Source organism: Candidatus Baltobacteraceae bacterium, assembly GCA_036489885.1.
Classification (GTDB): domain Bacteria; phylum Vulcanimicrobiota; class Vulcanimicrobiia; order Vulcanimicrobiales; family Vulcanimicrobiaceae; genus JAFAMS01.
The window spans coordinates 1,951,299-1,977,108 of sequence record DASXEW010000003.1; the positions used below are offsets into that span (position 1 = coordinate 1,951,299).

Here is a 25,810-nt window from a genome sequence, read left to right on the forward strand (position 1 = left end):
TCACTAACGAAAGGGCAAGATGCCAACCGATTCGCTATTTACAGCAGTATCGGGTCTGAACGCCTATCAAAACGCGATCGACGTTATCTCCAATAACATCGCTAACGTCGGCACGACAGGATTCAAAGATCAGAACATTACGTTCCAAGATCTTCTGTATCAGACCCAGGCGTTCGCAACCGCTCCATCTCAAACGCTGGGCGGCACGGACCCGCAAAACGAAGGTCTCGGCGTGAAGACCGCGACCATCGACAACAACTTCTCACAAGGCGGCTTCCAGACCACGGGAATCAACACCGATCTCGCGATCAACGGCTCGGGATTCTTCATCCTCGGTGCGGTTGACGGCTCCGGTTCGCCGGTGTACACGCGCGACGGGCACTTCGGAATCAACTCCAACGGTATTCTGTACGATCCGTCGAGCGGCTTAGCCGTCGATGGGTACACGGCAAATTCCGCGGGCGTCGTCAATGCCAATGGCGCACCTTCGACGATTCAGATTCCGCTCGGCCTGAAATCGCAGGCAGTCGGCACGGGCTTCGGAACGAAGACCGGTCCGACGGGCGACACCGAGTTCGACGTTCAGTTCGGTGGAAATCTCGATCAGACGTTGTATCTCCAAGCCAATACGGGAGCTGCAACACCGGTCACGATCTCCACGACGGTCTATGATTCCCTTGGTAACTCGCACCTCATCAACGTAACGTTCACGCCCGTCACTTCGGGTGAAGTCACGGGATTCGGCACGGGCCTCGACCCAGCCACGACGCAAGTCAACAACACGGCAGCCGCGGCGACGTCCGTTGGTACGGAATGGGAATACCAGATCACCGGTGGCGATCCGACGGATCCGCTGACGGCTGAGCTTGCTGCCAATCCAGCCTCCGCCACGGGCTTCGTGTTCTACGATCAGAACGGACAGTTCATCAACACGACCCAGACTGCAGCCGGAACGGGCGCGACGCACGTGGCCGGATCGCAAGCCGCGCAAAATCAGGGTAACCTGCTCACCATCGCCAACTGGGGTTCGCCGGCCAACAACTCGGCGCCGACGACCGCAGCAACTCCGGCGGCAATTGCCCTCAGCTTCGCGGACATGAGCTCGCTTGCGGGTTCTTCAACGGCAACGACGGTCTCGCAAAACGGCTACGGTCAAGGAACGCTGTCGAACATCACGATCGGCCAGAACGGCGCGATTACGGGTTCGTTCAGCAACGGCCAGTCGCAGACGTTGGCGCAGCTCGTTCTCGCCACGTTCCAGAACGACCAAGGTCTCAACAACATCGGAAACAGCCAGTTCACATCCAGCGCAAACTCGGGCTTGGCACAAATCAATGTCCCGGGTAATGGACAGCTGGGGACTATCGTCTCGGGTTCGCTTGAAGAGTCGAACGTCGACCTCTCCAACGAATTCGTGAAGATGATCGAAGCGCAAAGCGCGTTCACTGCAAACTCAAAGAGCATCAGTGTCGCACAGCAGAACGATCAGACGGTTCTAAACCTGATCCCAGGCGGCTAGTTCGCTAGTCCTCTAGGGGGTTGATGAGCGGCTGGGCCAAGATGGCCCGGCCGCTTGTCGTTTGGAAGGCGCTCCGCCCCAGGCTCCGCGCGAGGGGGCCCATAACAACAAAAGAACCAAAATTTAAAATGTTGGATCTTCCCGAGCCGCCCAACGGCTGGCCGCAGCGGCGTGCCGGTGTGAGCCTCTGCATGATCGTCCGCGACGAGGAGCGTTTTCTGGGTGATGCGCTCGCGAGCGTGCGCGGCGTCGTAGACGAAATTTGCATCGTCGACACCGGGTCGAAGGACGAGACGCTCGAGATCGCTCGCAAAGCGGGTGCGCGAATTCATGAGATCTCGTGGGAAAACAATTTTGCGAAGGCGCGCAACGCCGCGCTCGCGCTAGCGACCCATCGCTGGATTCTCGTTCTCGATGCGGACGAGCGGCTCTCACCGCGTTCGCGCGAAATCGTTAAAGAGCTGGGCGCTCAAAGCGCGCATCTGACCGGGCTGTGGACGCGAATTTTTAATTTCACCGAAGACTACAAGGGAACCGGTGCGATGTCGAACATGCTCGTGCGGTTCTTCCCAAACGACGAACGCATCCGTTATCGCAATCCGATTCACGAGTTTATCGCACTCGATGGCAACGAAACGGGGATGCCTGCAAAAGTCTCGCCGATCGAATTAATCCATTTCGGATATCGCGACGATGTCATGCTCGAGCGCAAGAAACACGAGCGCAACATGGAGATCGCGGAGGCGGCACTGCGCGATGCACCCGATGACGCGGTCAATTGGTATAACTACGGAACCTCGGCAATGCTCGCCGACAACACGTCGCCCGCGATATCGGCGCTCGAGCGCATGCGGGAGCTGGTGGAGATTCGTCAGCGCGAGCGCGTCGATGCCCGCGTTCCAAGCTTTGTTCCCAACGGGTTGTGTCTGCTGGCCGGTCTCTATCTCAAGAACGGTGTGGTCGCAAAAGCCGAAGCCGTCGTTCGCGAAGCGCTGAAATACTCGCCCTCACTCGCCGACGCGCATTTCGTCTTGGGGAAGTGCTTCGTCGCACAACGTCGATTTGCCGAGGCGCGCGAAGCATATGCGGCCGCGATCGAAGACGGGAAAGAAGCGCATCGTCAACCGCTCGTCGACAACGAAGTCTTTCTCTGGAAGTCGCACTCCGAGATCGGCGCGACGCTCATGGAGGAACGCGGCTACGAGCTCGCGATCAAATGGTTCGATCTCGCGCTCGCCGCGCGGCCGAAGGTGCAGCCTGTTCGACTCAATCGCGCGCGTTCGCTCGAAGGGCTCGGGCGGTTCGGCGAAGCCGAGGTCGCGTTCTCCGAGGTGTGGTCGGACGACGGCGACGTCGCTGCGGCCAATGAGTACATGAATTTTCTCTTGCGGCGCGGCGAGGACCGGAAAGCGCTCGCATTCATCGAGGCGAACGCGGAGCGGTTGCCTCCGGAGTTCCGGCTTATCATGTACGGGTCGGCCGCGGCGATCGCATCGCGGTCGGGACTAAATGGGACGGAGCACTACCTGGACCTGGCAGTGGGCATTGAGGGGGTCGACCATCATCGGGCTCGGCTACGCGGGCTGTTCCAGCACCTCGGTGAGGTGCGGGCGCTCGAGCTGCTGGAAAGGAAGTCTGAGGCATGATCCCCCTGAGGCGCCTGAACAACCAGCCGATCATCGTCAATTGTGACCTGATCGAGTCAGTCGAGTCGACCCCGGATACCGTGGTCACCCTGACCTCGGGAAACAAGCTGATCGTCCGCGACTCGCTCGACGAGGTCCGCAAGCGGGTCATCGAGTTCAAACGCGCGATTTACGGGCCGGCGCCTGGGGCGTCGTGAGCCCGCGCACCCGCTCTTTTAAGCCTCCGTCAAGGCCGAGGGTGCCCTAGCCGATATTGAGGAAGAGGGGCTTCGGAGCCCCCGGACTTTCCTTTTCGAAAGGTCGCTGCTTTGGATCTCGCGACGATTCTCGGTCTTGTACTTGCTTTTGGATGCGTCATACTGTCGGCCTTTATCGGCGGTATCGATATGCGCATTCTCTACGAGCGCTACGAGGCGTTCATTTTGGTGTTTGGTGGTACGCTCGGTGCGTCCATCATCTCGTTTCCGTTGCGAACGTTCCTGAACGGCATTTTGACGGGATTCCGCACCGCATTTTTCGAGCCCGAGCACCACGAGCGTCAGACGATCCAAACGCTCGTAACGTTTGCCGAAAAAGCGCGCCGCGAAGGTCTCCTCGCGCTTGAGACCGAGGCCGCAGAAGTTCAAGACGACTTCATGCGCAAGGGAATTCAGCTCGTCATCGACGGGCGCGACACCGAGATTATCCGCAAGATCCTCGAAACCGAAGTTTCGCTCATGCAAGAGAAGGGTGCCAAAGCCGAAGCGGTCTTCATGACGATGGGCGGCTACTCGCCGACGCTTGGTATCATCGGTACGGTTCTCGGACTGATCGGCATGCTCAAGGGTTTGGCTGCCGCGAGCAGCGGCGGAAACGTCACCGGTTCGATCGGTAACGCAACCGCGCAAGCTTTCGTCGCAACGTTCTTTGGTATTTTGCTTGCGAACCTCGCGTGGCTCCCGATTTCTGCGAAGATCAAAGAGCGCAATACGCAATCGCTGTTGCTGCGTGAGATTCAAATCGAAGGCATCCTCTCGATTCAGGCCGGCGACAATCCGCGTCTGCTCGAAGAGAAATTGCACGCCTACCTGCCGGCCGATGCGCACGAACCCGAAGAGCAGCCTGCTGCCGAAGGCGCCGAACCGGCCGGATCGCAGGCCTAATTGCCGGCAATTAAATCTGCGGCTCGCGCCCACGAGTCGCGCCTAAAGAAACGGGCGACGGAAGAAAAGCTCGAGACCGCAGGTATGATGCGGTGGCTTCTGACGTACGCCGACATGATCACGCTGCTCTTGGCCCTGTTCATCATCTTGTTCTCGATCTCCACGATCAACAAGGTCAAGCTGCAGCGGCTAGTCCACGATATCTCGGGCGGTTTCAACTCGATCGACGCGATCAACAATCCGCCCGAAGGTGGCGGACTCGAGCACGCCCAGCCGTCGAAAGAGCTGGAGCAAGAAGCGCAGATCATCAAGACCTACATCCAATCCAAGCAGCTCCAAAATCAGGTCAAGGTTCAAATGACGAGTGAGGGGCTCGTCATCTCGCTGCTGACCGATAAGGCTCTCTACGACAGCGGCAGCGCTAACCTGCGGCCCGAAACCGTCGGTTTACTCGAGGAAGTTGGCTCAGTTTTGAAGCGCACGGAACCAACCGTGCGGGTGGAAGGCTATACGGACAACACGCCAATCCACACGTCGCTCTACCCGACGAATTGGGAGCTTTCTGCTGCGCGCGCAGCGGGTGTTACGCGTTTCCTAGTCGAGAAGGGCTACATCGATCCGCATAAGATCTCGCTTGCCGGATACGGGGAATTCCACCCGACCCATCCGAATGGCGATGCGAACGGCCAACAGTTGAATCGCCGCGTTGACATCGTTGTCGTCAACGCCACGGCCGTACTCGGAAAAAAGTTAATCGCGCCCGGTCAGGCAACGTCCATACCGGTCGCGGCAAAGAAAACCATCACCACTAAAACAAAGGGGCAATAACCGCCGTGTCGATGCTCTCGCAAGAAGAGATAGACGCCCTTGTAAAGCAGCTAGCCGCGCCCGAAGCCGAGCACGGCGCCGTTGACGGTCGGAAGATCAAATCATTTGACTTTCGTTACAATAAACGGCTCGAGAAATTCTCAACCAACCAGCTGCAGACACTTCGGACTCTTCACGATAACTTCACCCGACTGCTGAACAACTCGCTTTCTGTCTATTTGCGCACGCGCGTTGAAGCGACGGTGACGTCGATCGAGCAAATCAGCTACGGCGACTTTATCGCCGGCATATCGCTGCCGTCGATCCTCGCGATCTTCTCGATGGATCCGCTTCCCGGAAGCGGCATCGTGCAAGTCGATCTCAATCTCGTGTTCTCGATCATCGATCGCCTGCTCGGCGGTCCCGGTTGGTTCCCGCAGAAACTTCGCGATCTGACCGACATCGAGCGGACGCTGATGCAGCGTTTCATGGCGCGCATGCTCAACAGCTATCGCGAGTCGTGGAACTATCTTTTGACGCTGTCGCTGAAGATCGAAGCGCTCGACTCTAATCCGCAGTTTATTCCGCGTATCATCCCGCTCGACCAAATCGTCGCATATGTCTCGTGCGAGCTGAAGGTGGGCGATATGACGGGCGTCATGAATTTCTGCCTGCCCTATCTCGTGCTGCAGTCGATCGGACCGCAGCTGAGCGATTTCCAGTGGTCGCCGTCGGTCGTCGCCGGCCGCGGTATGACGGAAGAAGACATCCATCAGCTGGCGCGCAACGTCGAGCGCGCGGAAGTCGATTGCACGGTCGAACTCGGCCAGACGATCGTCTCACTGCGCGATCTGATGTCGCTGGCGCCTGGCGACCTGATCCTGTTCGACAAGGAAACGTCGACGCCGTTGGTCGCAAAGGTCAACGGGATGGAAAAATTCGAGGTTTTTGCCGGCACCTATAAGGACCGGCTGGCCGTACAGGTCGCAAGTATAAAAGAGGACGAGAATGAGTAGTATGCCGGACGGGCAGCTGGATTCGGTCGCCGGCGAGATGATGGCCTCGGCCGCGCAGGTGCTTTCTGCGCTGGTCGATCGGGGTGTTACGGCCGGCGCAACGTCGTCGTCCGTCAGCGAATCCTCGCTGCGCGTCGAAGAAGATTGGGTCGCGACCAAGACCGACATTCCGTCGCTTAGCGCCGGGTTTATCTGCCGTTATCCAAAGGCTGATCTCGCAAAGATCGTCGCCCTGATGGTCGGCGCCGAACCGGGTGGCGAGATGGACGCCATGCAGCTCTCGATCGTCGCGGAAACCGTCGCGCAGATCTCAAGCGCTATGGGCGAGCACCTCGCCCAAGCCCTGGGCAACTCGACGGAGGGCATCGTCTCCGGCGTCGTCGGCGATACGGGCAGTTTCCCGCCGCCGCCCTTCACCACGTACGAGGCCGAGCTCGAGATCACGGGTGAATTCCCGGTCGCAGTGCAGGTCGATTTCGACGGCGTTGCGCTCTCCAAGCTTGGGGCCGCCGAGAAGCCGGCCGCTGCACCGTCAGCCGCCGCTGCTGCACCGGCAGCACCTCTGCCTCGTGCCGCCGCGCCGGCTGCCGCCGAGCCTCCGCGACGCCAGGCCCCGACCGCTCCGGCCAAGCCGGCGCAATTCGCGAATATGGCCCCGACCGGCGTTACGACCGCCGCGCCCGGCCACTCGAATCTCGATCTCGTCCATGACATCCCGCTGCAAATCAGCGCGGTCTTGGGCCAAACCTCGCTCGCGCTGCGTGACGTCGTTGCCATGCAAGCGGGGAGCGTGTTCGAGCTCGACAAGCTCTCGGCCGATCCGATCGATCTGTTCGTTAACAATATCTTGATTGCTCGCGGCGAGGTTGTCGTCGTCGATGACAAGTACGCTGTAAAGATCAGCGAACTCAACCCGTTACAGCACGAACGCGCTTAGCTTTGGCTAAGCCGCCTCGGGCGGAGCGCCTCTCGTATGGAACTTTCCGTTTGGATTCGAGCGATTACAGCGCTCGCACTCGTTGCGTTGTTGCTCTACGGCATGTTTTGGGCGTTGCGTTTCCTTTCGCAGGGGCGTCTCGCGGCGCTGGGACGCTCGCGTCTCGCGGTCGTCGTCGAATCAACGTTCCTCTCGCAGAATACGGCCGTGCACGTCGTAAAAGTCGCGCGCCGCTATTATCTGGTCGGCGCCAGCAACGGTCACGTCGCATTGATCACGGAGCTGCCCGCCGACGAGGTCGAACTGGTGATCGAATCCCAGCGCCACGCAGTCAATCTCCAATCCGAGCGCATCAGCGCGATTTTCAGACGCCGTAAATGAGACGCTTGCTCTACATCCTGTGGCCGTCGATCGCGATGATTCTCATCGCGCTCACGGCGCATCCGGCCATGGCGCAAAGCGTCCCCGGTCCCAGCAATCCCATCGTTCCGATTCCGTCGATAAACCTAGGCGTATCGCCGTCGTCCAAGCCGCAGCAAGTTGCAATGTCGTTGCAGATATTGCTGCTGCTGACGATTTTAACGCTCGCGCCCTCGATGCTCGTGCTCGTGACGTCGTTTACGCGCATCATCATCGTCCTCTCGTTCGTGCGCACGGCTATGGGCACGACGACGGTCCCTCCGACGCAGGTGCTTGTCGGTTTGGCGCTGCTGCTGACGTTCTTTGTGATGCGCCCGGTCGCCGTCGACATCAACAAAAACGCGCTGCAGCCGTATCTGGCCAACAAGATCAGTCAGGGCGTCGCGCTGGATAGGGCGCAAGTTCCCCTGCGCGCCTTCATGTTCAAGCAAACCCGCGAAAAAGATATCGCGTTGTTCTACACGCTTTCGAAGGACCCGCGCCCGGCGAAACAAGCGGATGTTCCGACGTATTTGCTGGTCCCGGCGTTCGTGATCAGCGAGTTGAAGACGGCCTTTGAGATCGGGTTTGCGATTTATATTCCGTTCATCGTGATCGACATGGCGGTCGCCTCGATCTTGCTCTCGATGGGCATGATGATGATCCCACCGATCACGATCTCGCTGCCGTTCAAGATTCTCGTATTCTTGCTCGTCGACGGCTGGAATCTGACCATTCAAGCGCTCTTTGCGAGCTTCCACACGTGAACTTTGCAGACGCCATGACCCTGGGGCGCGACGCGCTCCTCGTCACGATGATCATCTGCGCGCCGGCCCTCGTGCTCGGGTTGATCACGGGTCTCGTCATCTCGCTGATGCAGGCCGTCACTCAGGTCCAGGAACCGACCCTGGCCTTTATCCCCAAGATCCTGGTGGTGGGGTTGACCATGCTGTTTTTCGGGCCGTTCATGCTGGCCGTCGTCACCGACTTCATGCGCCGGGTAATCCTGATGATACCCGGGTTCGTGAGGTGACCCAGTTTAACGGCGCTCCGCGCCCCCCACGCTAACGCGCGGGGCCCCAAAAGCGCTCGGCCCGTCACCGTGTGATTCGGGGCACGGTTCTCGCACCGGCCTCGCAACAACCCAATTGCCATAATTTAACGGTTGGTGACCCTATTCGACGAGGCAGCGGGGTACCGGATGGCCTAAATCCCCCGAGATGCCACCGCGAGGATTAGCGCGGCTTGATTAATCTTTTTGGCCTGCACACCGCCGAGCTCGAAACGTTCTTTCTCATATGGGTGCGTTGCTCGACGATGGTCATGATCATGCCGATTTTCGGTACTTCGTCGATCCCCGGACTCGTGCGCGTTGCGCTGGGTCTGGTCATCAGCTTTGCTGTCGCCGGTACCGTGCATCCGTTGCGTGTGCCGCTCGACTTCGACGGTTTTGCGGTCGGGATACTGTGCCAAGCCATCATCGGCGTGCTCTTCGGATTCGTGACGCAGCTGATCTTCATGGGCATCCAGTTCGCCGGCGAGATTCTCGACGTGCAGATCGGTTTTGCGGTCGCGAACATTCTCAATCCGACGACGCAGCAACAAGTTACGATTATCGGCGAGCTCGAGCTCGCAATCACGACGCTGATCTTTCTCGTCACGAATTCGCACTTGCTGTATTTCCAGGGCATGGCCGGATCGTTCAGTCTCTTACCGTTGCCATGGGCGGAGATATCGCAAGGCACCCAAGATTCGATCGCGCTGTTCTTCACGCAAGCCTTGCTGATCATTTTTAAAATAGCGGCGCCGGCCTCGATCACGCTGTTTCTCGTCAACGTCACGCTAGCGTTCATGGCACGCGTCGCGCCGCAAATGAACATTTTCGTCGTCGGGTTTCCAATTCAGATTAGCGTCGGCCTGATCATGCTCATCATTTGCTTGCCGCTCATGGGTTACGCGCTGCCCGATTTGTTCAGTCAGGTTCCACGGCAGATCGATACGCTGATGCGCAGCTTGGCGCCGGCTTAGGTACGTAGATGGCAAGACCTGAACAGACCGAAAAGGCAACTCCAAAGCGCCGCGGCCAAGCACGAAGCCAGGGGCGCGTTGCAAAATCCGTCGAGGTCGCGCCGGCCATGGTGTTTATTGCGGCCATAATGATCCTGCACTTCGGCTTCATGTCTTGGCTCGGGCACATCTACAGCCTGATGCTCGTGAGCATCTCGCACGTCGGTACGCATCAGCCCGTCAACATCTTTTCTGCCTGGGTGATGTTCCGCGAGGGTTTTGCGCCTCTCGCCGGGCTGCTCACGATGATCTTCTCGGTCGCGCTCTTGCTCGGCGTGCTCGGCAACGTCTTACAGTTCGGCTTTATGTTTTCGCTGGGCAGCATCAAACCGAAATTCTCGAAGCTCAATCCGCTCAACGGTCTGAAAAGCGTCCTGCTCTCGAAGCAAACCGCCGTCCAGCTCGCCAAGCAGCTGATCAAGCTGTTTGCTGTGGCGTTCATCATCTTCGGAGTGGTCCACAGCCAAATCGCGACGATCTTCAATGCGGCGCGCAACTCGCCGCACGATTGGATCATCGTCATCGAGAACATGATCTACTCGATCGCGCTTCGATTCAGTCTGTTCTTGCTCGCGATGGCTCTTCTCGACTTGGTCTATCAACGCTGGCAGTTCGAAGATTCGATGAAGATGACCAAGGCCGAAGTCAAGGACGAGATGCGCTCGGCCGAAGGCTCGCCGGAAGCAAAACAGGCCGTCAAAGCGCGTCAGCGCGCCGCAGCCCGCAAACGCATGATGACCGCCGTTCCCAAAGCGACCGTCGTCGTCACCAACCCGACGCACTTCGCGTGTGCGTTGGAATGGGACGAGATCGCAATGGAAGCGCCGGTGCTGACCGCAAAGGGCGCTGATCTCATGGCGCGCCGCATCCGCGAGCTAGCCAAAGAACACGACATCCCAATCGTCGAGAACGCGCACTTGGCGCGCACCCTTTACTACAAGGTCGAGCTCGATCACCCGGTGCCCTCGGAGCTGTACGCTGCAACGGCACAAGTGATCGCGTTCGTCTACCGTCTCAAACGGAAGACCATCGCGTAATGCGGAAGGAACGATACTAAATGGCGGCTTCTCGAGCACCCGTCCCGGCGGCGAAGGGGTCCAGCGTTATGGACCGGCTCAGCCAGACTTCGGGAATGTGGATTGCGGCCGCGACGGTCTTGATCATCGGCTTGATGATCGTTCCGATCCCGCCGGAACTCCTCGATCTGTTGCTGACGCTGAACATCACGGCAGCCGTCTTAATTTTGCTCACGACGCTGTACACGGAAAACGCGCTCAGCTTCAGTGTCTTCCCGACGTTGCTCTTGATCATCACGTTGTTCCGCTTGTCGCTCAACATCAGCGGAACGCGCTTGATTCTGCTGCACGCCTATGCCGGACGTGTCATCGAGTCGTTCGGTAACGTCGTCGTCGGCGGAAACTATGCCGTCGGTATCATCATCTTCGCGATCTTGATCATCATTCAGTTCGTGGTCATCACCAACGGCGCCGGGCGCGTCGCGGAAGTCGCGGCCCGCTTCACGCTCGACGCAATGCCCGGTAAGCAGTTGGCGATCGACGCCGACCTCAACGCGGGCTTGATCACCGAAGCCGATGCCCGGCAACGCCGTCGCGACATTCAGCGCTCGGCCGACTTCTACGGCGCCATGGACGGTGCATCGAAATTCGTGCGCGGCGACGCGGTCGCCGCCGTCATCATCGTCTTCGTTAACATCATCGGCGGCTTTTTCGTCGGAATCTTGCAGCAGGGCTTGACCCTCGTCCAAGCTTTGCAACGCTTCACGCTCCTGACCGTCGGCGAAGGCATCGTCACTCAGATACCCGCGCTGTTGATGTCTACCGCGACCGGTATCATCGTCACGCGTGCCGCGTCGGAGATGAACTTCGGCAACGAGTTCACCCGCCAGATCATTCAAGAGCCACGCGCGATCGCGATTACGTCGGTTCTCTTGGTCGTCTTTGGTTTCTGCGGACTTCCGCCGCTCTGGATGTTCCTGATGGCCGGCATCATGTTCGTGATCTTCTTGCGCCAGCGCGGCTTGCAAAAGAAGGGCTTGCTGCCCCGCGGAGACGGCTCCGTCCCTGCACTCTCAGGTGGACCGAACGCTCCCGGCGTGCAACCCGGCGTCACGGCGCAGCCCGCCGTCAAGCCTGCCGAGTCGGTCGTTCCGTTGCTCTCGTACGATCCGATGGAGCTGGAGATCGGCTTCGGTTTGATCCCGCTCGTCGACGTCGCGCAAGGTGGCGACTTGCTGGAACGGATCACGATGATTCGCCGGCACGCCGCGCGCGAGCTCGGTATCGTCGTCCCGCCGATTCGCGTGCGCGACAATCTGCAGCTCAAGCCGTCGACGTACGTGATCAAGATATATGGTTTGGAAGTCGCCCGTGCGGAAGTCATGGTCAGTCGCTTGCTCGCGATGAACCCGGGCACCGCTACGCAGCCGATCGAAGGTATCCCGACGACGGAACCAGCGTTCAACTTGCCGGCGCTCTGGATTCCGGAAAGCGGACGCGGCGACGCCGAAATGGCGGGATATACCGTCATCGATCCAACCAGCGTCATCGCAACGCACCTCACCGAAATCATCAAGTCGCATGCGCCGGATTTGCTCGGACGTCAAGAGACGAGCTCGCTGCTCGACAACGTCAAGCAGCACTACCCGGTCGTTATCGAAGAGCTTATTCCCAACTTGCTGACGGTTGGCGAAGTCCAACGCGTTCTGCAGAATCTCTTGCGCGAGCGAATTCCGATTCGCAACCTGCTCTTGATTCTGGAATCGCTCGCAGACGGCGCTCGACAGAGCAAAGATATCGACTACCTCACGGAGCGCGTCCGTGTGGCGCTCGCGCGGCATATCTGTGCCGAGTACTCCGAAGACGGCTTACTGTCGGTCATCACCGTCGATCCGCGTCTCGAGACGCTGCTCGGTGAAGCGGTGCGCCGCGGCGAGGACGCCTACGCGTTGCTCGATCCGCAAACCGTCGCGAAAATCTACACGTCGCTCACCAAGCAGATTCAGGCAGCCCAGGCCGCCGGTTTGCATCCGATCGTGTTGTGCTCGCCGACGATTCGTCTGGCGCTCAAGCGCCTTACCGAACGAGCAGCGCCGTCGCTGGTCGTGCTCTCATACTCTGAGATCGCGCCGGGTCTGCGAGTCGAATCGATCGGACAGATCTCGACAGTTGACGAGCCGGAGCCCGTCGCAACGTGAGCAAGAAGCGCGTTCTCGTCGTTGACGACGCCGTCGTCATGCGAATGATGATCAAAGACATTCTTTCCAAGAATGGATACGACGTGGTGGGAGAAGCGCAGAACGGGGCCGACGCCGTCGAGAAATACAAGGCCTTGCGTCCTGACGTCGTGACGATGGACATGGTGATGCCGGGCGTGGACGGAATCGGCGCGGTGAAGCTGATCATCGCCGAAGATCCCAATGCCAAGATCATCATGTGCACGTCGATGGGACAAGAAGCGTTGCTCAAAGAGGCGCTCGATGCCGGAGCGAGTACGCGGCTTACCAAGCCGTTCCGCCCAGCTGAGATCCTCGACGTGATCGGCAAGTTGGTGGACGGCGCAGAAGCGTGAGCGATCTGCTGCGGCTGACCGACTTGCAAATCGATGCGCTCAAAGAAATAGCGAACATCGGTGCTGGTCATGCAGCCACAGCCCTCTCGCAGCTGCTCAATACCACGATCAAGATGGAAGCACCGCGCGCCGAAGTCATTCGGTTCGGCGAGGTGTATTCGCGCGTAATCGACGCGCGCGTCTACGCAGTCTTGCACGTCTACGTCCGGGGCGGCGTACCCGGGCATTTGGTCGTCATGTTCGATCATCAGGATGCGCTCGATTTCGTCGGAATGTTTCTCAAGCGCGTCGGCGGTGATCTGCAGCTTTACGATGCCGTCGTGGAAACGACGCTCAAAGAGCTTGCCAACATCGTTGCGTCCTCGTATCTGAGCGCGGTCGTTCAGCTCACCGGCAAGAACATGATTCCGTCGGTCCCAGTCATATCGTACGGTTCGCTTCAGGCGACGTTCGAAGCGCTGATGCCGAACTCGCCGCAGCGCGACGTTCTGTTCGTCGAGTCGACCTTTCTCGATCGCGGTGCGAAGATATGCGGTCATCTCGTCTTCGTTCCGGAGGCGGGTTCGCTCGAACCGCTCCTGGCTGCGTTCGGCGTCGGGTGAACGAAGAGCCGTTCGATCGAGCCGAGCTTCTCCGGTATTTCAAAGATGAGTCGGAGGAGCTGCTTCAGCAGATCGACGCAGATCTGCTCAAGCTGGAGCCGCTTGCGGCCTCCGCGCGCTCCGACCCCGAGACGGTCAACTCACTCTTTCGTGCGCTGCACACGATCAAAGGCAGCGCCGGCATGCTCGAGCTTGGCGACGTCGCCACGTTTGCGCATAAACTCGAGAACGTCTGCGACCTGGTCCGCAACGGCCGTCTTCCGATTTCGAGCGTTCTTATTGAGATACTGTTCGAAGGGCGTGACTTGCTCACGGCTCTCATTCGCGCCGGAACCGACGGTACGCCGGCGACACGCAGCGGTGCCGGTTTCGCGGAGCGTCTCGAGACGGTCGTTCTGCGCCACACGCGCTCGGAAGATGAAGAAGCGCAGCACGTTACCGCCGATCCCGCGACGGCGAGCGCAGGCAAAGCCCGTCCACGGACGATCCGCGTCGACATCGCACGGTTGGACGTGCTGCTCGACCTGGTCGGTGAGCTCGTTATCACCAAGAACCGGATCATGCAGATCAGCACGATGCTGACGCGTGGCGAAGCCGCCGATGCCGCTAAACTCGTGGCACAGCTCAATACCGCGGCCGCCCTTTTGGCGCGCACGAGCACCGATCTTCAAGAAGCCGTCATGCACTCGCGCATGGTTCGCATCGCGGGAGTGTTCGAACGCTTCCCGCGGGTCGTTCGCGATCTCGCAAAGTCACGCGGCAAAGAAATCGAGCTGGCGATCGAGGGCGCCGAAACGGACCTGGACAAGACTATCGTCGACGAGATCGGCGAACCGCTGATGCATCTCGTGCGCAACTGCGTCGATCACGGAATTGAATCGCCCAAACGCCGCCGTGAATGCGGGAAGGATCCGGTCGGAAAGATCGAGCTGCGCGCCGCTCACGAAGGGAATAGCGTCGTGGTGCAGATTCGCGACGATGGCGGCGGGGTCGATTTGGATCGCGTAAGAGAACGCGGGCTTGCACTCGGACTTATCGCAGCGGATGCGGTTCAGACCGAACGCGACCTTTTGGAATTGTTGTTCGTCCCCGGTTTCTCCACAGCGCGGACGGTCAGCGAAATCTCGGGACGCGGCGTCGGCATGGATGTCGTGCATCGCGCGATCGGCCGTCTTTCCGGAACGCTTGAAATAGCCTCGCGGCCTGGTGAGGGGACAACCTTCACGATTCGGCTGCCGCTCACGCTCGCGATTCTCGGCGCATTGCTGGTGCGCATTGCGGGCGAGCTCTACGCGATTCCGATCGACGCGGTTGGCGAGTCGTTGCGCTTGGATGCGAGTGAGATCGCGCGCAGCCAAAGCGGCGAGTCGATCGTTCATCGCGACCGCTTCTTGCCGGTGATCCGCGGCGCAGAATTCTTCGAGCTTAGCAGCAGAGGCCGCGAAAGCGGGAGCGTGCTCGTCGTCGTACTCCGCGCAGCCGATCGTGAAGTCGGCCTCGTCGTCGACGAGTTCGTCGGCGACCAGGAGATCGTCGTCAAACCACTTTCCGAACTGGTCGGTCCGATCGCCGGGATCGCGGGCGGTACGATCCTCGGAGATGGCTCGATCGCACTGATTCTAGATCCGAACGCGCTCGTGAGCGAAGTTCATCGCGGGCCCGGATCGGTCGTTATTTCCGGAGCCATGCCCCAACGATGACGACAACAGCCGACACGCGGCAGATCGTCGTGTTCGCGTTGCAAAGCAACGAATTCGGTATCGACATCGGGCAGGTTCGTGAGATCGACCGGTTGGTGCCGATAACGCGCGTGCCGCGCGTTCCCGCACATGTCGAAGGGATCATCAACTTGCGTGGCCAGCTCGTGCCCATCGTGGACTTGCGCACGCGCCTGGGCATGCCGCATGCTGCCCCGACCAAAATGGCGCGCATCATCGTCGCCGAAATCGGGCCTCGCAGCATCGGTATGATCGTCGATGAAGTCCGTGAAGTCGTTCGTATCCCGACGGATCAGATCGAACAAAGCGAAGGGGTGCTCGAAGGGCTCGCAAACGAGTTCATCGGCGCTCTGGCGAGAATCGATGAGCGCTTGATCATTCTGTTGGACGTGGAAAAGGTGCTCGGACCGGAGGCACCCACCGTTCTGACGGATAAAGAAAGCGTGTGATGCAGACGCCGACCGAACACGTGCAAGGAAATGGCGTTCCGCCCGAATCCAACGCGGCGCGGGATGCGACGCTGCGCCGTACGCTCTTCTGGCTTGGCGTAGCCGGCGTTTCGGCTGCAGTGACGTTCGTCGTCATCCGTTCCGCGCTGCGGCGTCCGCCTGCTGATCCGACAACACAACGGATCGAGGCGTTGATCGACGAGGCGAATCGGCTCCTGCGGGCCCTCGAAGAACAAAAATAGAGATCGGCAGCGAACACGACGTTCGCTTCACCGACCTGCTCGCAAACGGTCAGGGCGTCGGTAGAGTAGATTCGCAAGTGGTCTTCGTATGGGGACCGCTGCCGGACGAGCGCGCCCGCATTCGCATCACTGAGATGAAGAAATCGTATGCGGTCGGCGAGCTGATCGAAATCATCGAGTATTCGCCGCAACGAGCGACGCCGTTTTGTCCCGTCTTCGGAACGTGCGGCGGATGCCAAGTGCAGCATCTCTCATATCCGGCCCAGCTTGCGTGGAAGTCACGGCTGGTTCGTGATGCGCTCGAACGCATCGGTGGATTCTCAGGCGTGCAGGTCGCTCCGGCGGTCGGCATGGATCAGCCGCGCGGCTACCGCAACAAAATGGCGCTCGTCGTAGAGCGGTTAAACGAGCGCGTCGCATTCGGCTTCTATCAGATGCGCAGTCACGCGTTTGTCTCGATCGATGCGTGTCCCGTCGTCTTGCCGCAGCTCGATGCGGAGATCGCCGCGCTGCGGCAGGCAGCCGATGATTCGAAACTCGGCGGCGCTTTCGCAAACGTCAAGCACGTGATCGCACGGGCGGGGGCATCGACCGGTGAAAGCGTGACCGCCCTGACGACGCAGGAGCCTTCACCGCAAATCGCTTCGGCGGCGGCGGAGTTGGCAAAACGTTTGCCCGGCACGAAAGGGATAAGCAACTCGTTCTCACCGCCGAGCGCAAATGCGATTCTCGGACGGAAACAGCGAGTTGTATGGGGCGAAAGCGAGATGGAAGAGCGCATCGCGCTGCCGGCCGGTTCTGAGGTCCGCTATCGCGTCTCGGCGGCTTCGTTTTTTCAAATCAACACCGCGATGGTTGGGCGATTGTTCGAGAAACTCGCGCAGCTACCGAAGCCTAGCAACGTCGTCGATCTGTATTGCGGTGCCGGAACGTTCTCGATTTGGTTCGCACTCGGTGGCGCGACCGTGACGGGAATCGAAGAGAATCCCGCCGCGATTCGTGAAGCGAAGGACAACGCGATCCTGAACGGGGTCGCGAACAAGACGCAATTCCTGTGCGGCCGTGTCGAGTCACTCCTCGGAAAGCCCGAGGGTCGCAAGGCGCTACGAGCAGACCTTGCTTTTCTCGATCCGCCGCGAAAGGGCAGCGACGTGCAGACGCTCGATGCGCTTGCGGCGGCACGGATCCCGGCCATCTGGTATCTGTCCTGCAATCCCGCGACGTTGGCGCGCGACCTCGCGCATCTGCGTACGGCCGGATACGTGCTGGAAGAGACGACCCCGTTCGACTTCTTTCCGCAGACGGGTCACGTCGAGACGCTTGCTCGCGTGCGAAGGCAGGATGCTGCTTAGGGAGAATTCGCCTTAGCTTATGGCCAGCCCCGATCTTGACGTCCGCTACGTTGCAAAGCTTGCTCGCATTGCCCTAACCGACGACGAGGCGCGCACCTATGGTGCGCAGCTCGCCGACATCCTGGGCCATGTTGCCGCGCTCAATGAGCTCGATACCTCGGATGTAGCAGCGACGGCGCAAGTGATCGAGTCACGCAACGTCGAGCGCGAGGATTCGCCGGCGCTCTGCTTGACACGCAGCGAAGCGTTGGCTGGCGCTCCCCGCGAGCAGGGCGGATACTTTCGCGTGCCGCGCATCATCGGTGAATCATAATGGCTGATTCGCTGATCGAGATGACCGCCGCCGAGACGGCGCGCAAGGTCAATGCACGCGAACGCTCGGCGCGCGAGATCGCCCTGGCGACGTTCGAACGCGTGCGCCGAACCGACGGCGAGGTCGGCGCATTCCTTACGCTAACGGAAGACCTTGCGCTCGCGCACGCAGATCGAGTCGATGAACGCATTGCAGCGGGCGAGAGCCTTCCGCTTGCCGGAGTGCCGCTTGCCGTCAAAGACAACATGTGCCTGCGTGGTACGCAGACGACCGCGGGTTCGAAGATATTGCTCGGTTGGAATGCGCCATACACGGCAACGGCCGTGCAGCGCATCCTCGACGCGGGCGCGATCCCAATCGGCAAGACGAATCTGGACGAGTTTGCTATGGGCAGCTCGTGCGAGAATTCGGCGCTCGGCGTTACTCGCAATCCGTACGATGCGCAGCGCGTCCCGGGCGGAAGTTCCGGCGGCAGCGCAGCAGCAGTGGCGAGCTACGAAAGCACGATCGGTCTCGGCAGCGATACCGGCGGTTCGATTCGTGAGCCGGCGGCGTTTTGCAATATCGTCGGATTCAAACCGACGTATGGGCGCGTCTCGCGCTACGGATTGATCGCCTTTGCATCGAGTCTCGATCAAATCGGGCCGCTGACGCGGAGCGTCGAGGATGCGGCGCTCGCGTATGACGCAATTGCGGGCGTCGATCCGATGGACGCAACCAGCGTTGACGTTCCGCATGAGAGCACCGCGACGAGCTTGCGCCAGGATCTCAAAGGCCTCCGCGTCGGCATCGTCAAGGAATACCGCGCGAAGTCGCTTGGCCCGGCCATCGATGAAGTTTATGCCAAAGCGTACGCCGACCTCGAGACGCTCGGCGCCGAGATCGTCGAGATCGGGTTGCCGACGGCGGATTATGGGATCGCGACATATTATTTGATCGCGCCCGCGGAGTGCTCGTCGAATCTCGCGCGTTTCGACGGCGTGCGCTACGGATTGCGCGTCGAAGGCAACGACATGGCTGAGACCTACGACCGCACGCGCGCGGCCGGTTTCGGTCCGGAAGTCAAACGCCGTATCTTGATCGGTACGCACGCGCTTTCGAGCGGCTACTATGATGCGTATTATTTGAAGGCGCAAAAGGCGCGCACGAAAATCGCGGCTGATTTCGAAAATGCCTTCGGAGCCTGCGACGTCATCGCAGCACCGGCGGCCGCATCTCCGGCGTTCCGCCTGGGCGCGAAGAGCGACCCGTACAGCATGTATCTGATGGACTACTATACGATCCCGGTATCGCTTGCGGGCTTACCTTCGATCTCGGTCCCATGCGGTTGGGCGCGTCCGGACGACGGCGCGGAAGAAATGCCGCTCGGCTTGCAGCTCACCGCGCCACTCTTCGGCGAGAGGCTGCTGCTCGGTGCAGCACATGCGTATGAAATCGCGACGAAGCATGCGAAGAAACACGCTCCGCGCATCGGCGTGAGGGCATAGTCGTGGCGATTGCATCCGAGAGCGTCCGCACAAAATACCAGGCCGTGATTGGGCTCGAGTGTCACGTTGAGCTCAAGACCGCGACAAAGATGTTCTGCGGGTGCAAGAATGAGTTCGGCGGCGAACCGAACACGAAGGTTTGTCCGGTTTGTCTTGGCTTCCCCGGCGCACTACCCGTGCCGAACAAGAAAGCGATCGAGCTGACGATCAAGGCGGGTCTCGCGTTTGGGTCGGAGATCCCGCGTTTCTCGAAATTCGATCGCAAGAACTATTTCTATCCCGACATGCCAAAAGATTATCAGATCTCGCAGTACGACATGCCGCTCTGCAAGGGCGGCGTCGTCGAGTTCTGGCTCGAGAACGGTGCGCGCGGCGAGTGCCGTCTCACGCGCATCCATCTCGAAGAAGACACGGGCAAGTCGACGCATGCCGGATCCAGCGACGGTCGCCTTGCGGGCAGTACGTATTCGCTGGTTGATTTCAATCGCGCCGGCGTTCCGCTCATGGAGTGTGTATCGGAGCCGGATTTGCGCACGGCCGAAGAGGCCGTCGGGTATCTCGAAGCGCTCAAGCGAACCTTCGTGCAGCTCGGCGTTTCCGACGTCAAGATGGAAGAAGGCTCGTTGCGTTGCGATGCCAACGTTTCGATCCGTGCCACCGGAAGCACGACGCTCGGCACGAAGGCCGAGATAAAGAATATGAATTCATTCAAGTCGGTACGGCTTGCAATCGAATCGGAGATCGCGCGTCAGATCGAGCTCCTGGAGTCGGGTAACCGTGTGACGCAAGAAACGCGTGGTTGGGACGAGAGTTCCGGCACGACGCATTCACAGCGATCGAAAGAAGAAGCGCACGACTACCGGTACTTTCCGGACCCGGATCTCGTGCCGCTCGAATTCGAAGCGGCCTGGATCGAGGAGCTGCGTTCGACGCTACCGGATCCACCGTTCAAGCGCTACGTCCGCTACGTCGACCAATACGAACTGCCGACAAAGAATGCGGCGCAGCTCGTGGAGAACCCGGCCTGGGAAGTGTTGCTCGATGGTGCGGTGCGTCGCGGCGTCAAGCCGAAAAGCTACGCGAACCTGCTCTTAGGCGACGTTGCGAAGAAACAAAATGAAGATGGCCTAAGCGAGCCGGCAGCGACCTTTACAATCCCGGCGTCGTCCGAGTTCGTCAAGCTGATCGAGAATGGAACGATCACCTCCAAAGCGGCGAAGGAGATGTTTCCGCGCATTTGGAGCGGCGAGATCACCGATCCGGCGGAGTACGTCAAGCGTGAAGGGCTGGCGCAGTCGAGCGATCGCGACGAGATCAAGAAATTCGTCGATGAGGTCATCGCAACCAACGCCGATGCGGTCGCGGAAATTCGCAAAGGCAAAGAACGTGCGCTGCAGTTTCTGCTGGGCCAAGTCATGAAAGCGAGTCGCGGGAAAGCCAATCCTGCCCTCGTCAACGAGCTCTTGCGGGAGGCGATTGGCAGCGGCTAGCGCTCTGTGCGACGCACGCACGTGCGAGGTTCTGGATTGGGCCGCGATTTGCGAGCGTCTGGCCACGCACACGCACAGCGATCGGGCCACCGTCTGGGCGCGACATCTCTCGCCGCAAGCGAATTTTAATGCGGCGAAAATAGCGCTCGAAGAAACAACCGAGATGCGTACGTTGGTCGGCGAAGGCTTTTCGCTCGCGCGCGTCATCGAAACGCAGGAAGCCGTGGCCACGGCGAAGCGAGGCGCGGCAATCGCACCGCTCGATCTTCGTGCAATCGGCAACGGAATCGCAGCCGGGAACGCCGCCGTTCGCCGTGTTCGCGAAGCCGGGGGTGAGCGGCTCGTTTCCCTGTGCGCGGGCTTCATCCCGATGCCCGACGTGGCCAAGCGTATCGATAACGCAATCGGCGAGCGCGGCGAAGTACTCGATCGCGCATCGCCTGAGCTTACGCGGCTTCGACGCGGGATCGCATCAGCCGGCGCCGACGCCCGCGAACGCACGACGGCAATTGCCCGCTCGCAACGGTACCGCTCGATGCTGCAAGACGACGTCGTTACCGTCCGTGACGGCCGCTTTGTCGTTCCCGTCAAAGCCGAATTCGCGGGCACGTTCAAGGGGATCGTGCACGATTCGAGCTCGAGCGGACAGACATACTTCGTGGAGCCGCTTGAAGCGCTCGATGCGAACAACCGGTTGCGCGCGCTGCGTACGCAAGAGGAACACGAGGTCGCCCGCATCCTTGCGGAGCTTTCACAGCTCGTCGGAATGCATGCCGATGATATCGAGCGTGACGCGGAGATTTACGCGTTCCTCGATCTGGTGCACGCGAGAGCGCGACTGGCGCAGATGCAACGCGCCGAACCACCGCAGCTCGAGGATGCCAAAGTTCTTGCTATCGATGACGGCAGACATCCGCTTCTCGGCGAACGCGCAGTCGCGCAATCCTTACGCCTCGACGATCAAACGCGGATGCTGCTGATCAGCGGCCCCAACATGGGCGGTAAGACCGTGACGCTCAAGATGAGCGGCCTGTTCGTGTTGATGGCGTATTGCGGGATGCACATCCCGGCGGGGCCGCAAAGCACGATCGGCCGGTTCGAGCGCATTTTTTCCGACATCGGCGACGAGCAGTCGATCGCTCAGAATGCATCCACGTTTTCGGAGCACTTGCGGCGTTATGCCGAGATTCTGCGCGGAGCGGGTCCACACGCGCTCGTGCTCGTCGACGAAATCGGTGGCGGGACGGAGCCGAGCGCCGGCGCGGCCCTTGCGGTTGCGATTCTCGAGCGCTTACTTGCGCTCGGTGCGTTGATCGTCGCGACGACACACGCAGGCGAGCTCAAACTCTTTGCGCACGACACGCCGTACGTTCGCAACGCCAGCGTGCGTTTTGACCCCCAGACATATGCGCCGACGTATCAGCTGGAACTGGGCGCGCCCGGACAGTCGCTCGCGTTTCCGCTAGCGCGTGCCATGCATGTCGATCCGGCCGTCGTCGACCGCGCGGAAACGATTCTGAGTACGAATGAACGCGACTACGATCGGGCCCTCGCAGACCTTGCGCAAATCAATGCCGCTGCTGCAGCCGAGCGCGATGCGGTCGGGCGCGAGCGCGCACGGCTCGCAGCGCTCGAGACCGAAGCACAGCGGCGCAACGACCAGCTCGAAAGCGAACGCCGCAGCTTCGCGCGCGACGCCGATCAACGTTTGACGGCAGCGCTTCGCGAGTTCGTTCGCGATCTCGAACGGCGTTCGGACGAGCGTAAGCGCGCGAAGGTCACGCCCTCGCAAAGTGCGGCACTCGGACGCGCGATCGATCAACTCCATCGCGACCTTGGAATTGATGCGCGAGGACACGAGCGTGAGCGCGCCGAGAACGTTCGCGTCGGCGACCGGGTTACGGTCGGAAGCCTTGAGCAAGAGGGCACGATCGTCGCACTCGATGACGATGGTGGTTCGGCGGTCGTGCAAATCGGGCCGATGCGCACGACCGTGCAAAGGGACGATCTGCATCCGGCAGCCGTAGCGCGCCCCAAACGCACGCAGTCGAGCAGTTCGCCCAACCTCGAAGTCGCCTCCCGTGCCATGCCGGAGATCGACGTGCGCGGCAAGCGACTTTTGGAGGCGCAGCCGCTCGTCGAGCGATGGTTGGATGAAGCACAGCTCGTGGGGCATTCGCCGTTGCGCCTGATTCACGGGAAAGGGACGGGTTTGCTCGGACGAGGATTGCAAGAATTGTTGCGAACCTATCCGAACGTGCGGAGCTTTCGTTACGGTAATGAGAATGAGGGTGGAAGCGGCGTGACAATCGTCGAGCTACGGGCATGACGCCACAAGAGGCAACGGAGCTTCTCGTCGACGGTTGCGAGCATGTCGTCTCACGCGAGGAGCTGCAGAAGCGCCTCGAGAGCGGAGCGCGCCTTCACGTTAAATTCGGGATCGATCCGACCGGAAGCGAGCTGCATCTCGGGCATGCGGTGGTGCTACACAAGATGCAGCAGTTCGTCGAGCTCGGACATCGCGTCACGCTCTTGATCGGCGACTACACTGCGCGAATCGGCGATCCGTCGGGACGAGCGGATTCGCGGCCGGCCATGAGCGGCGAGCAAATCGACGCGAATATGAAAACGTATCGCGAGCAGTCCGGGCGCATTCTCGATCTGGAGCGCACCGACCTCATGTACAACTCGACGTGGCTGGCGCCGCTGACGACCGTCGATTGGATCCGGTTGCTTTCGAAGTCAACGGTTGCGCAGATCCTCGAACGTGAAGATTTCAAGAACCGCTACGCGAATCGCACGCCGATCTCGCTCCACGAGCTGTTATATCCGGTCGCGCAGGCCTACGACAGCGTCGCGATGGTTGCCGACGTCGAGCTTGGCGGCGACGATCAACTGTTCAATTTTCTGCTTGCGCGCGATTATCAAGTCGACGTCCAGCAGACGCCGCAAGTTTGTATGACGATGCCGATCCTGGAAGGGACCGACGGCGTGCGGCGGATGGGGAAGTCGCTCAACAACTTTATCTCGTTGATCGAGCCGCCCGAAGAGCAGTTCGGAAAGATGATGCGTCTGCCCGACGATCTCGTCCCGCGCTACGCTCGCCTGGCGGCCTTCTGGTCTTCGCAGCAGGTTGCAGAGCTGCAGGCCGACATTGCGGCCGATCGTGTTCCGCCGATCGACGCAAAGAAGCGCGTCGCCGAAGCCATCGTGGCGAAGTATCACGGCGCCGACGCCGCCCGCACTGCACGCGAGCGCTTCGAGCAGACCGTTCAGCGCCGCGAGCTTCCGTCCGAGATGCCGACACTCGCAGCCGGCGCCGACCGCAAGCTCGTAGATTTGATCGTGCGGGCCGGATTTGCGGATAGCAAACGTGCGGCCGAGAGGCTCATCGCTCAAGGCGGTGTGCGCATTGACGGAAATGCGGTCAGCGACCCTGCCCTAGGACTCGACTCGAGAGAAAGCTTCGTCTTGTCGGTCGGGGCGCGCCGGTTTGTGCGCGTCGTGCGCTAGCGGATCCGCTCCGCCAAGTCACTGACCTCGTTTGCCGACAGTTTCCAGACGCGCTTGCAGAATTCGCAGGTCGCCTCCGTCGTCGGCTGTTCCTGCGCGATTTTGACCAGCTCATCGTGACCGAGTCCGAGAAGTGCGGTCTCGACCTTTTCGCGCGTGCAACGGCAGGCGAAGATTACGTCGTACTCGCGTTGACGCTTCGTGGGCATCCCGGCGGCAATGCGCTCGATCATGGCTTCGGGTTCAGCTCCGGCCAGGATCTGCGACGTGATCGCGTCCATCGCGTTGGCATTGTACTCGAGCCGCCCGATCGTTTCGTCGTCGGCGCCCGGGAGAACGTGCGCGATGACGCCACCCGCCGCACGCACGCCGGACTGATCGAGATGTACGCCGACCGCGACGACGCTCGGCACTTGTTCCGAGTATGCGAAGTACGCCGCAACGTCGGAGGCGATCTCGCCTGTGATGAGGTTCACTATACCGGTGTAGGGCTGACCAACTTCGTATGATTTAGTTACAAGCAGTTTGCCGCGCCCGACAAGCTCTGCGACGTTGAATCGTCCGTCGCTTGTCGGCGGAACGTCGGCTTTGGGATGATGCGCGTACGCTCGTGCGCCAACCGTATGGTCAGGAAGCATCATAACCTCAGCGACGATGCCGCCGATCGTGCCGCTGCCTGACACTTGTAAAGAAAGCCGCTCGCGTCCCTTGAGATTGGCACCGACAAGGGCCGCGGCAGTGACGAGACGACCGATCGCGACCGAAGCTGTTGGGGATGTGTCGTGACGCTTGCGCGTCTCGGCAACGAGCTGTGTTGTGATCCCAGCGACCAGGGCAACGGTTCCGTCCGCTGCGCTTGCCGTAACGAGTCGGTCGCGCACTTTTCTTTGTTTCGAAGGCGACGTCAAAAAGCCCGCAGGGCAGGAGCGCCCACGCACGCTTCGTATACGACTCAGGCGGAGCGCGGGGTACGTCGCGAAGCGTTCATCGTCACGGCGTGTTAGGAGTTGTCAGTTGACGAAAGCCGATCTCATCGATTCACTTTCCGGCGAGTTCGAAGTTTCCAAACGCAAAGTCGGCGACATGATTGACAAGCTGCTCGAAGAGATTACGAGCGCGCTCAAAGCCGGCGACAAAGTTCAATTGATTCCGTTCGGAAGTTTTGTGATTCGCGAACGTCGCCGCCGCGAAGGACGCAATCCGAAAACGGGTGAGGCAATCGTTATTCCCGCGCGTCGCGTTCCGGCATTTCAGCCCGGCAAGTCCCTCCGCGAAGCGGTCGGCGGCGTTCGCCGCAAAGCGGTCGCGTCCAACGGGAAAGCCGCCGCAAAGTAAGGGGAACTCGGCCGTTCATCGCGTAGGCTCGCCTACGCGGGCGGTAGCGCAGCTTGGTAGCGCACCAGTCTGGGGGACTGGGGGCCGCAGGTTCAAATCCTGTCCGCCCGACCATCTTGGGAAGAGCCCGCAAGCATGCGGGCTCTTTCGCTGTCCCTCGACTTCGCTCGGGATGACAAGAGGAGGGA

At 60.4% G+C, this 25,810-nt stretch carries 26 protein-coding genes and 1 tRNA gene; 26 read left to right on the forward strand and 1 reads right to left on the reverse strand.

Annotated elements, in window-relative coordinates:
* Positions 1-19 precede the first annotated feature (19 nt).
* The 24 genes from VGG22_15595 to tyrS all read left to right on the forward strand — a co-directional run bounded on the left by VGG22_15595 (position 20) and on the right by tyrS (position 24,287).
* Entirely contained in the window at positions 20-1,519 is a 1,500-nt protein-coding gene (locus VGG22_15595) for a flagellar hook-basal body complex protein (protein ID HEY1729798.1), read from the forward strand.
* 128 nt (positions 1,520-1,647) lie between these two features.
* On the forward strand, positions 1,648-3,165 hold the full coding sequence (locus tag VGG22_15600; GenBank protein HEY1729799.1) for a glycosyltransferase: 1,518 nt from the start codon (positions 1,648-1,650) through the stop codon (positions 3,163-3,165).
* Positions 3,162-3,362 (forward strand): flagellar FlbD family protein, encoded by a 201-nt coding sequence (locus VGG22_15605; GenBank protein ID HEY1729800.1) that lies wholly within the window; start codon positions 3,162-3,164, stop codon positions 3,360-3,362. Before VGG22_15600 ends, VGG22_15605 begins: the two co-directional genes overlap by 4 nt.
* Before the next feature lie 111 nt (positions 3,363-3,473).
* The gene (locus VGG22_15610; GenBank protein HEY1729801.1) at positions 3,474-4,307 is read left to right on the forward strand and encodes a motility protein A; all 834 of its coding nucleotides are present in this window, start codon (positions 3,474-3,476) and stop codon (positions 4,305-4,307) included.
* Entirely contained in the window at positions 4,308-5,135 is an 828-nt protein-coding gene (locus VGG22_15615) for a flagellar motor protein MotB (protein HEY1729802.1), read from the forward strand.
* Between the two features lie 11 nt (positions 5,136-5,146).
* Positions 5,147-6,130, forward strand: a complete 984-nt coding sequence (gene fliM / locus VGG22_15620; GenBank protein HEY1729803.1) for a flagellar motor switch protein FliM — start codon at positions 5,147-5,149, stop codon at positions 6,128-6,130.
* Between the two features lies 1 nt (position 6,131).
* The gene (gene fliN, locus VGG22_15625; GenBank protein HEY1729804.1) at positions 6,132-7,067 is read left to right on the forward strand and encodes a flagellar motor switch protein FliN; all 936 of its coding nucleotides are present in this window, start codon (positions 6,132-6,134) and stop codon (positions 7,065-7,067) included.
* A gap of 36 nt (positions 7,068-7,103) precedes the next feature.
* A complete protein-coding gene (locus VGG22_15630; protein HEY1729805.1) occupies positions 7,104-7,448 on the forward strand; it encodes a flagellar biosynthetic protein FliO in 345 nt (114 codons plus the stop codon).
* Positions 7,445-8,233, forward strand: coding sequence for a flagellar type III secretion system pore protein FliP (fliP, locus tag VGG22_15635; GenBank protein ID HEY1729806.1), 789 nt, complete (start codon positions 7,445-7,447; stop codon positions 8,231-8,233). The genes VGG22_15630 and fliP overlap by 4 nt, the downstream gene beginning before the upstream one ends.
* The gene (gene fliQ / locus VGG22_15640; GenBank protein ID HEY1729807.1) at positions 8,230-8,499 is read left to right on the forward strand and encodes a flagellar biosynthesis protein FliQ; all 270 of its coding nucleotides are present in this window, start codon (positions 8,230-8,232) and stop codon (positions 8,497-8,499) included. The genes fliP and fliQ overlap by 4 nt, the downstream gene beginning before the upstream one ends.
* A gap of 212 nt (positions 8,500-8,711) precedes the next feature.
* Entirely contained in the window at positions 8,712-9,494 is a 783-nt protein-coding gene (fliR, locus tag VGG22_15645) for a flagellar biosynthetic protein FliR (protein HEY1729808.1), read from the forward strand.
* Between the two features lie 8 nt (positions 9,495-9,502).
* Positions 9,503-10,570 (forward strand): flagellar biosynthesis protein FlhB, encoded by a 1,068-nt coding sequence (gene flhB / locus VGG22_15650; GenBank protein ID HEY1729809.1) that lies wholly within the window; start codon positions 9,503-9,505, stop codon positions 10,568-10,570.
* Positions 10,571-10,638: 68 nt separating this feature from the next.
* Positions 10,639-12,747: a flagellar biosynthesis protein FlhA gene (gene flhA, locus VGG22_15655; GenBank protein HEY1729810.1), complete on the forward strand. Its 2,109-nt coding sequence runs from the start codon at positions 10,639-10,641 to the stop codon at positions 12,745-12,747.
* Positions 12,744-13,121, forward strand: a complete 378-nt coding sequence (locus VGG22_15660) for a response regulator (protein ID HEY1729811.1) — start codon at positions 12,744-12,746, stop codon at positions 13,119-13,121. The genes flhA and VGG22_15660 overlap by 4 nt, the downstream gene beginning before the upstream one ends.
* Positions 13,118-13,723 (forward strand): chemotaxis protein CheC, encoded by a 606-nt coding sequence (locus tag VGG22_15665; protein HEY1729812.1) that lies wholly within the window; start codon positions 13,118-13,120, stop codon positions 13,721-13,723. Before VGG22_15660 ends, VGG22_15665 begins: the two co-directional genes overlap by 4 nt.
* Complete coding sequence (locus tag VGG22_15670; protein ID HEY1729813.1) at positions 13,720-15,423, forward strand: chemotaxis protein CheA; 1,704 nt, start codon at positions 13,720-13,722, stop codon at positions 15,421-15,423. Before VGG22_15665 ends, VGG22_15670 begins: the two co-directional genes overlap by 4 nt.
* Positions 15,420-15,890: a chemotaxis protein CheW gene (locus tag VGG22_15675; GenBank protein ID HEY1729814.1), complete on the forward strand. Its 471-nt coding sequence runs from the start codon at positions 15,420-15,422 to the stop codon at positions 15,888-15,890. The genes VGG22_15670 and VGG22_15675 overlap by 4 nt, the downstream gene beginning before the upstream one ends.
* Positions 15,890-16,132, forward strand: coding sequence for a hypothetical protein (locus VGG22_15680; GenBank protein HEY1729815.1), 243 nt, complete (start codon positions 15,890-15,892; stop codon positions 16,130-16,132). The genes VGG22_15675 and VGG22_15680 overlap by 1 nt, the downstream gene beginning before the upstream one ends.
* A gap of 2 nt (positions 16,133-16,134) precedes the next feature.
* Positions 16,135-17,484, forward strand: a complete 1,350-nt coding sequence (gene rlmD / locus VGG22_15685) for a 23S rRNA (uracil(1939)-C(5))-methyltransferase RlmD (protein HEY1729816.1) — start codon at positions 16,135-16,137, stop codon at positions 17,482-17,484.
* Between the two features lie 19 nt (positions 17,485-17,503).
* On the forward strand, positions 17,504-17,797 hold the full coding sequence (gatC, locus tag VGG22_15690; protein HEY1729817.1) for an Asp-tRNA(Asn)/Glu-tRNA(Gln) amidotransferase subunit GatC: 294 nt from the start codon (positions 17,504-17,506) through the stop codon (positions 17,795-17,797).
* Positions 17,797-19,284 carry an Asp-tRNA(Asn)/Glu-tRNA(Gln) amidotransferase subunit GatA gene (gatA, locus tag VGG22_15695; protein ID HEY1729818.1) on the forward strand — a complete coding sequence of 496 codons (1,488 nt, stop codon included), beginning with the start codon at positions 17,797-17,799 and terminating at the stop codon, positions 19,282-19,284. Before gatC ends, gatA begins: the two co-directional genes overlap by 1 nt.
* A 44-nt stretch (positions 19,285-19,328) precedes the next feature.
* Complete coding sequence (gene gatB / locus VGG22_15700; GenBank protein ID HEY1729819.1) at positions 19,329-20,774, forward strand: Asp-tRNA(Asn)/Glu-tRNA(Gln) amidotransferase subunit GatB; 1,446 nt, start codon at positions 19,329-19,331, stop codon at positions 20,772-20,774.
* Positions 20,761-23,103: an endonuclease MutS2 gene (locus VGG22_15705; protein ID HEY1729820.1), complete on the forward strand. Its 2,343-nt coding sequence runs from the start codon at positions 20,761-20,763 to the stop codon at positions 23,101-23,103. Before gatB ends, VGG22_15705 begins: the two co-directional genes overlap by 14 nt.
* On the forward strand, positions 23,100-24,287 hold the full coding sequence (gene tyrS, locus VGG22_15710; GenBank protein HEY1729821.1) for a tyrosine--tRNA ligase: 1,188 nt from the start codon (positions 23,100-23,102) through the stop codon (positions 24,285-24,287). Before VGG22_15705 ends, tyrS begins: the two co-directional genes overlap by 4 nt.
* Here the strand turns inward: tyrS and hslO are convergent.
* The gene (gene hslO / locus VGG22_15715) at positions 24,284-25,168 is read right to left on the reverse strand and encodes an Hsp33 family molecular chaperone HslO (protein HEY1729822.1); all 885 of its coding nucleotides are present in this window, start codon (positions 25,166-25,168) and stop codon (positions 24,284-24,286) included. The genes tyrS and hslO overlap by 4 nt on opposite strands.
* A 133-nt stretch (positions 25,169-25,301) precedes the next feature.
* Here hslO and VGG22_15720 point away from each other — a divergent pair, with 133 nt between their 5' ends.
* Together VGG22_15720 and VGG22_15725 are read left to right on the forward strand one after the other, a co-directional pair.
* Complete coding sequence (locus VGG22_15720; GenBank protein ID HEY1729823.1) at positions 25,302-25,622, forward strand: HU family DNA-binding protein; 321 nt, start codon at positions 25,302-25,304, stop codon at positions 25,620-25,622.
* Between the two features lie 37 nt (positions 25,623-25,659).
* Positions 25,660-25,736 (forward strand) — tRNA-Pro (locus VGG22_15725).
* Positions 25,737-25,810: the final 74 nt, after the last annotated feature.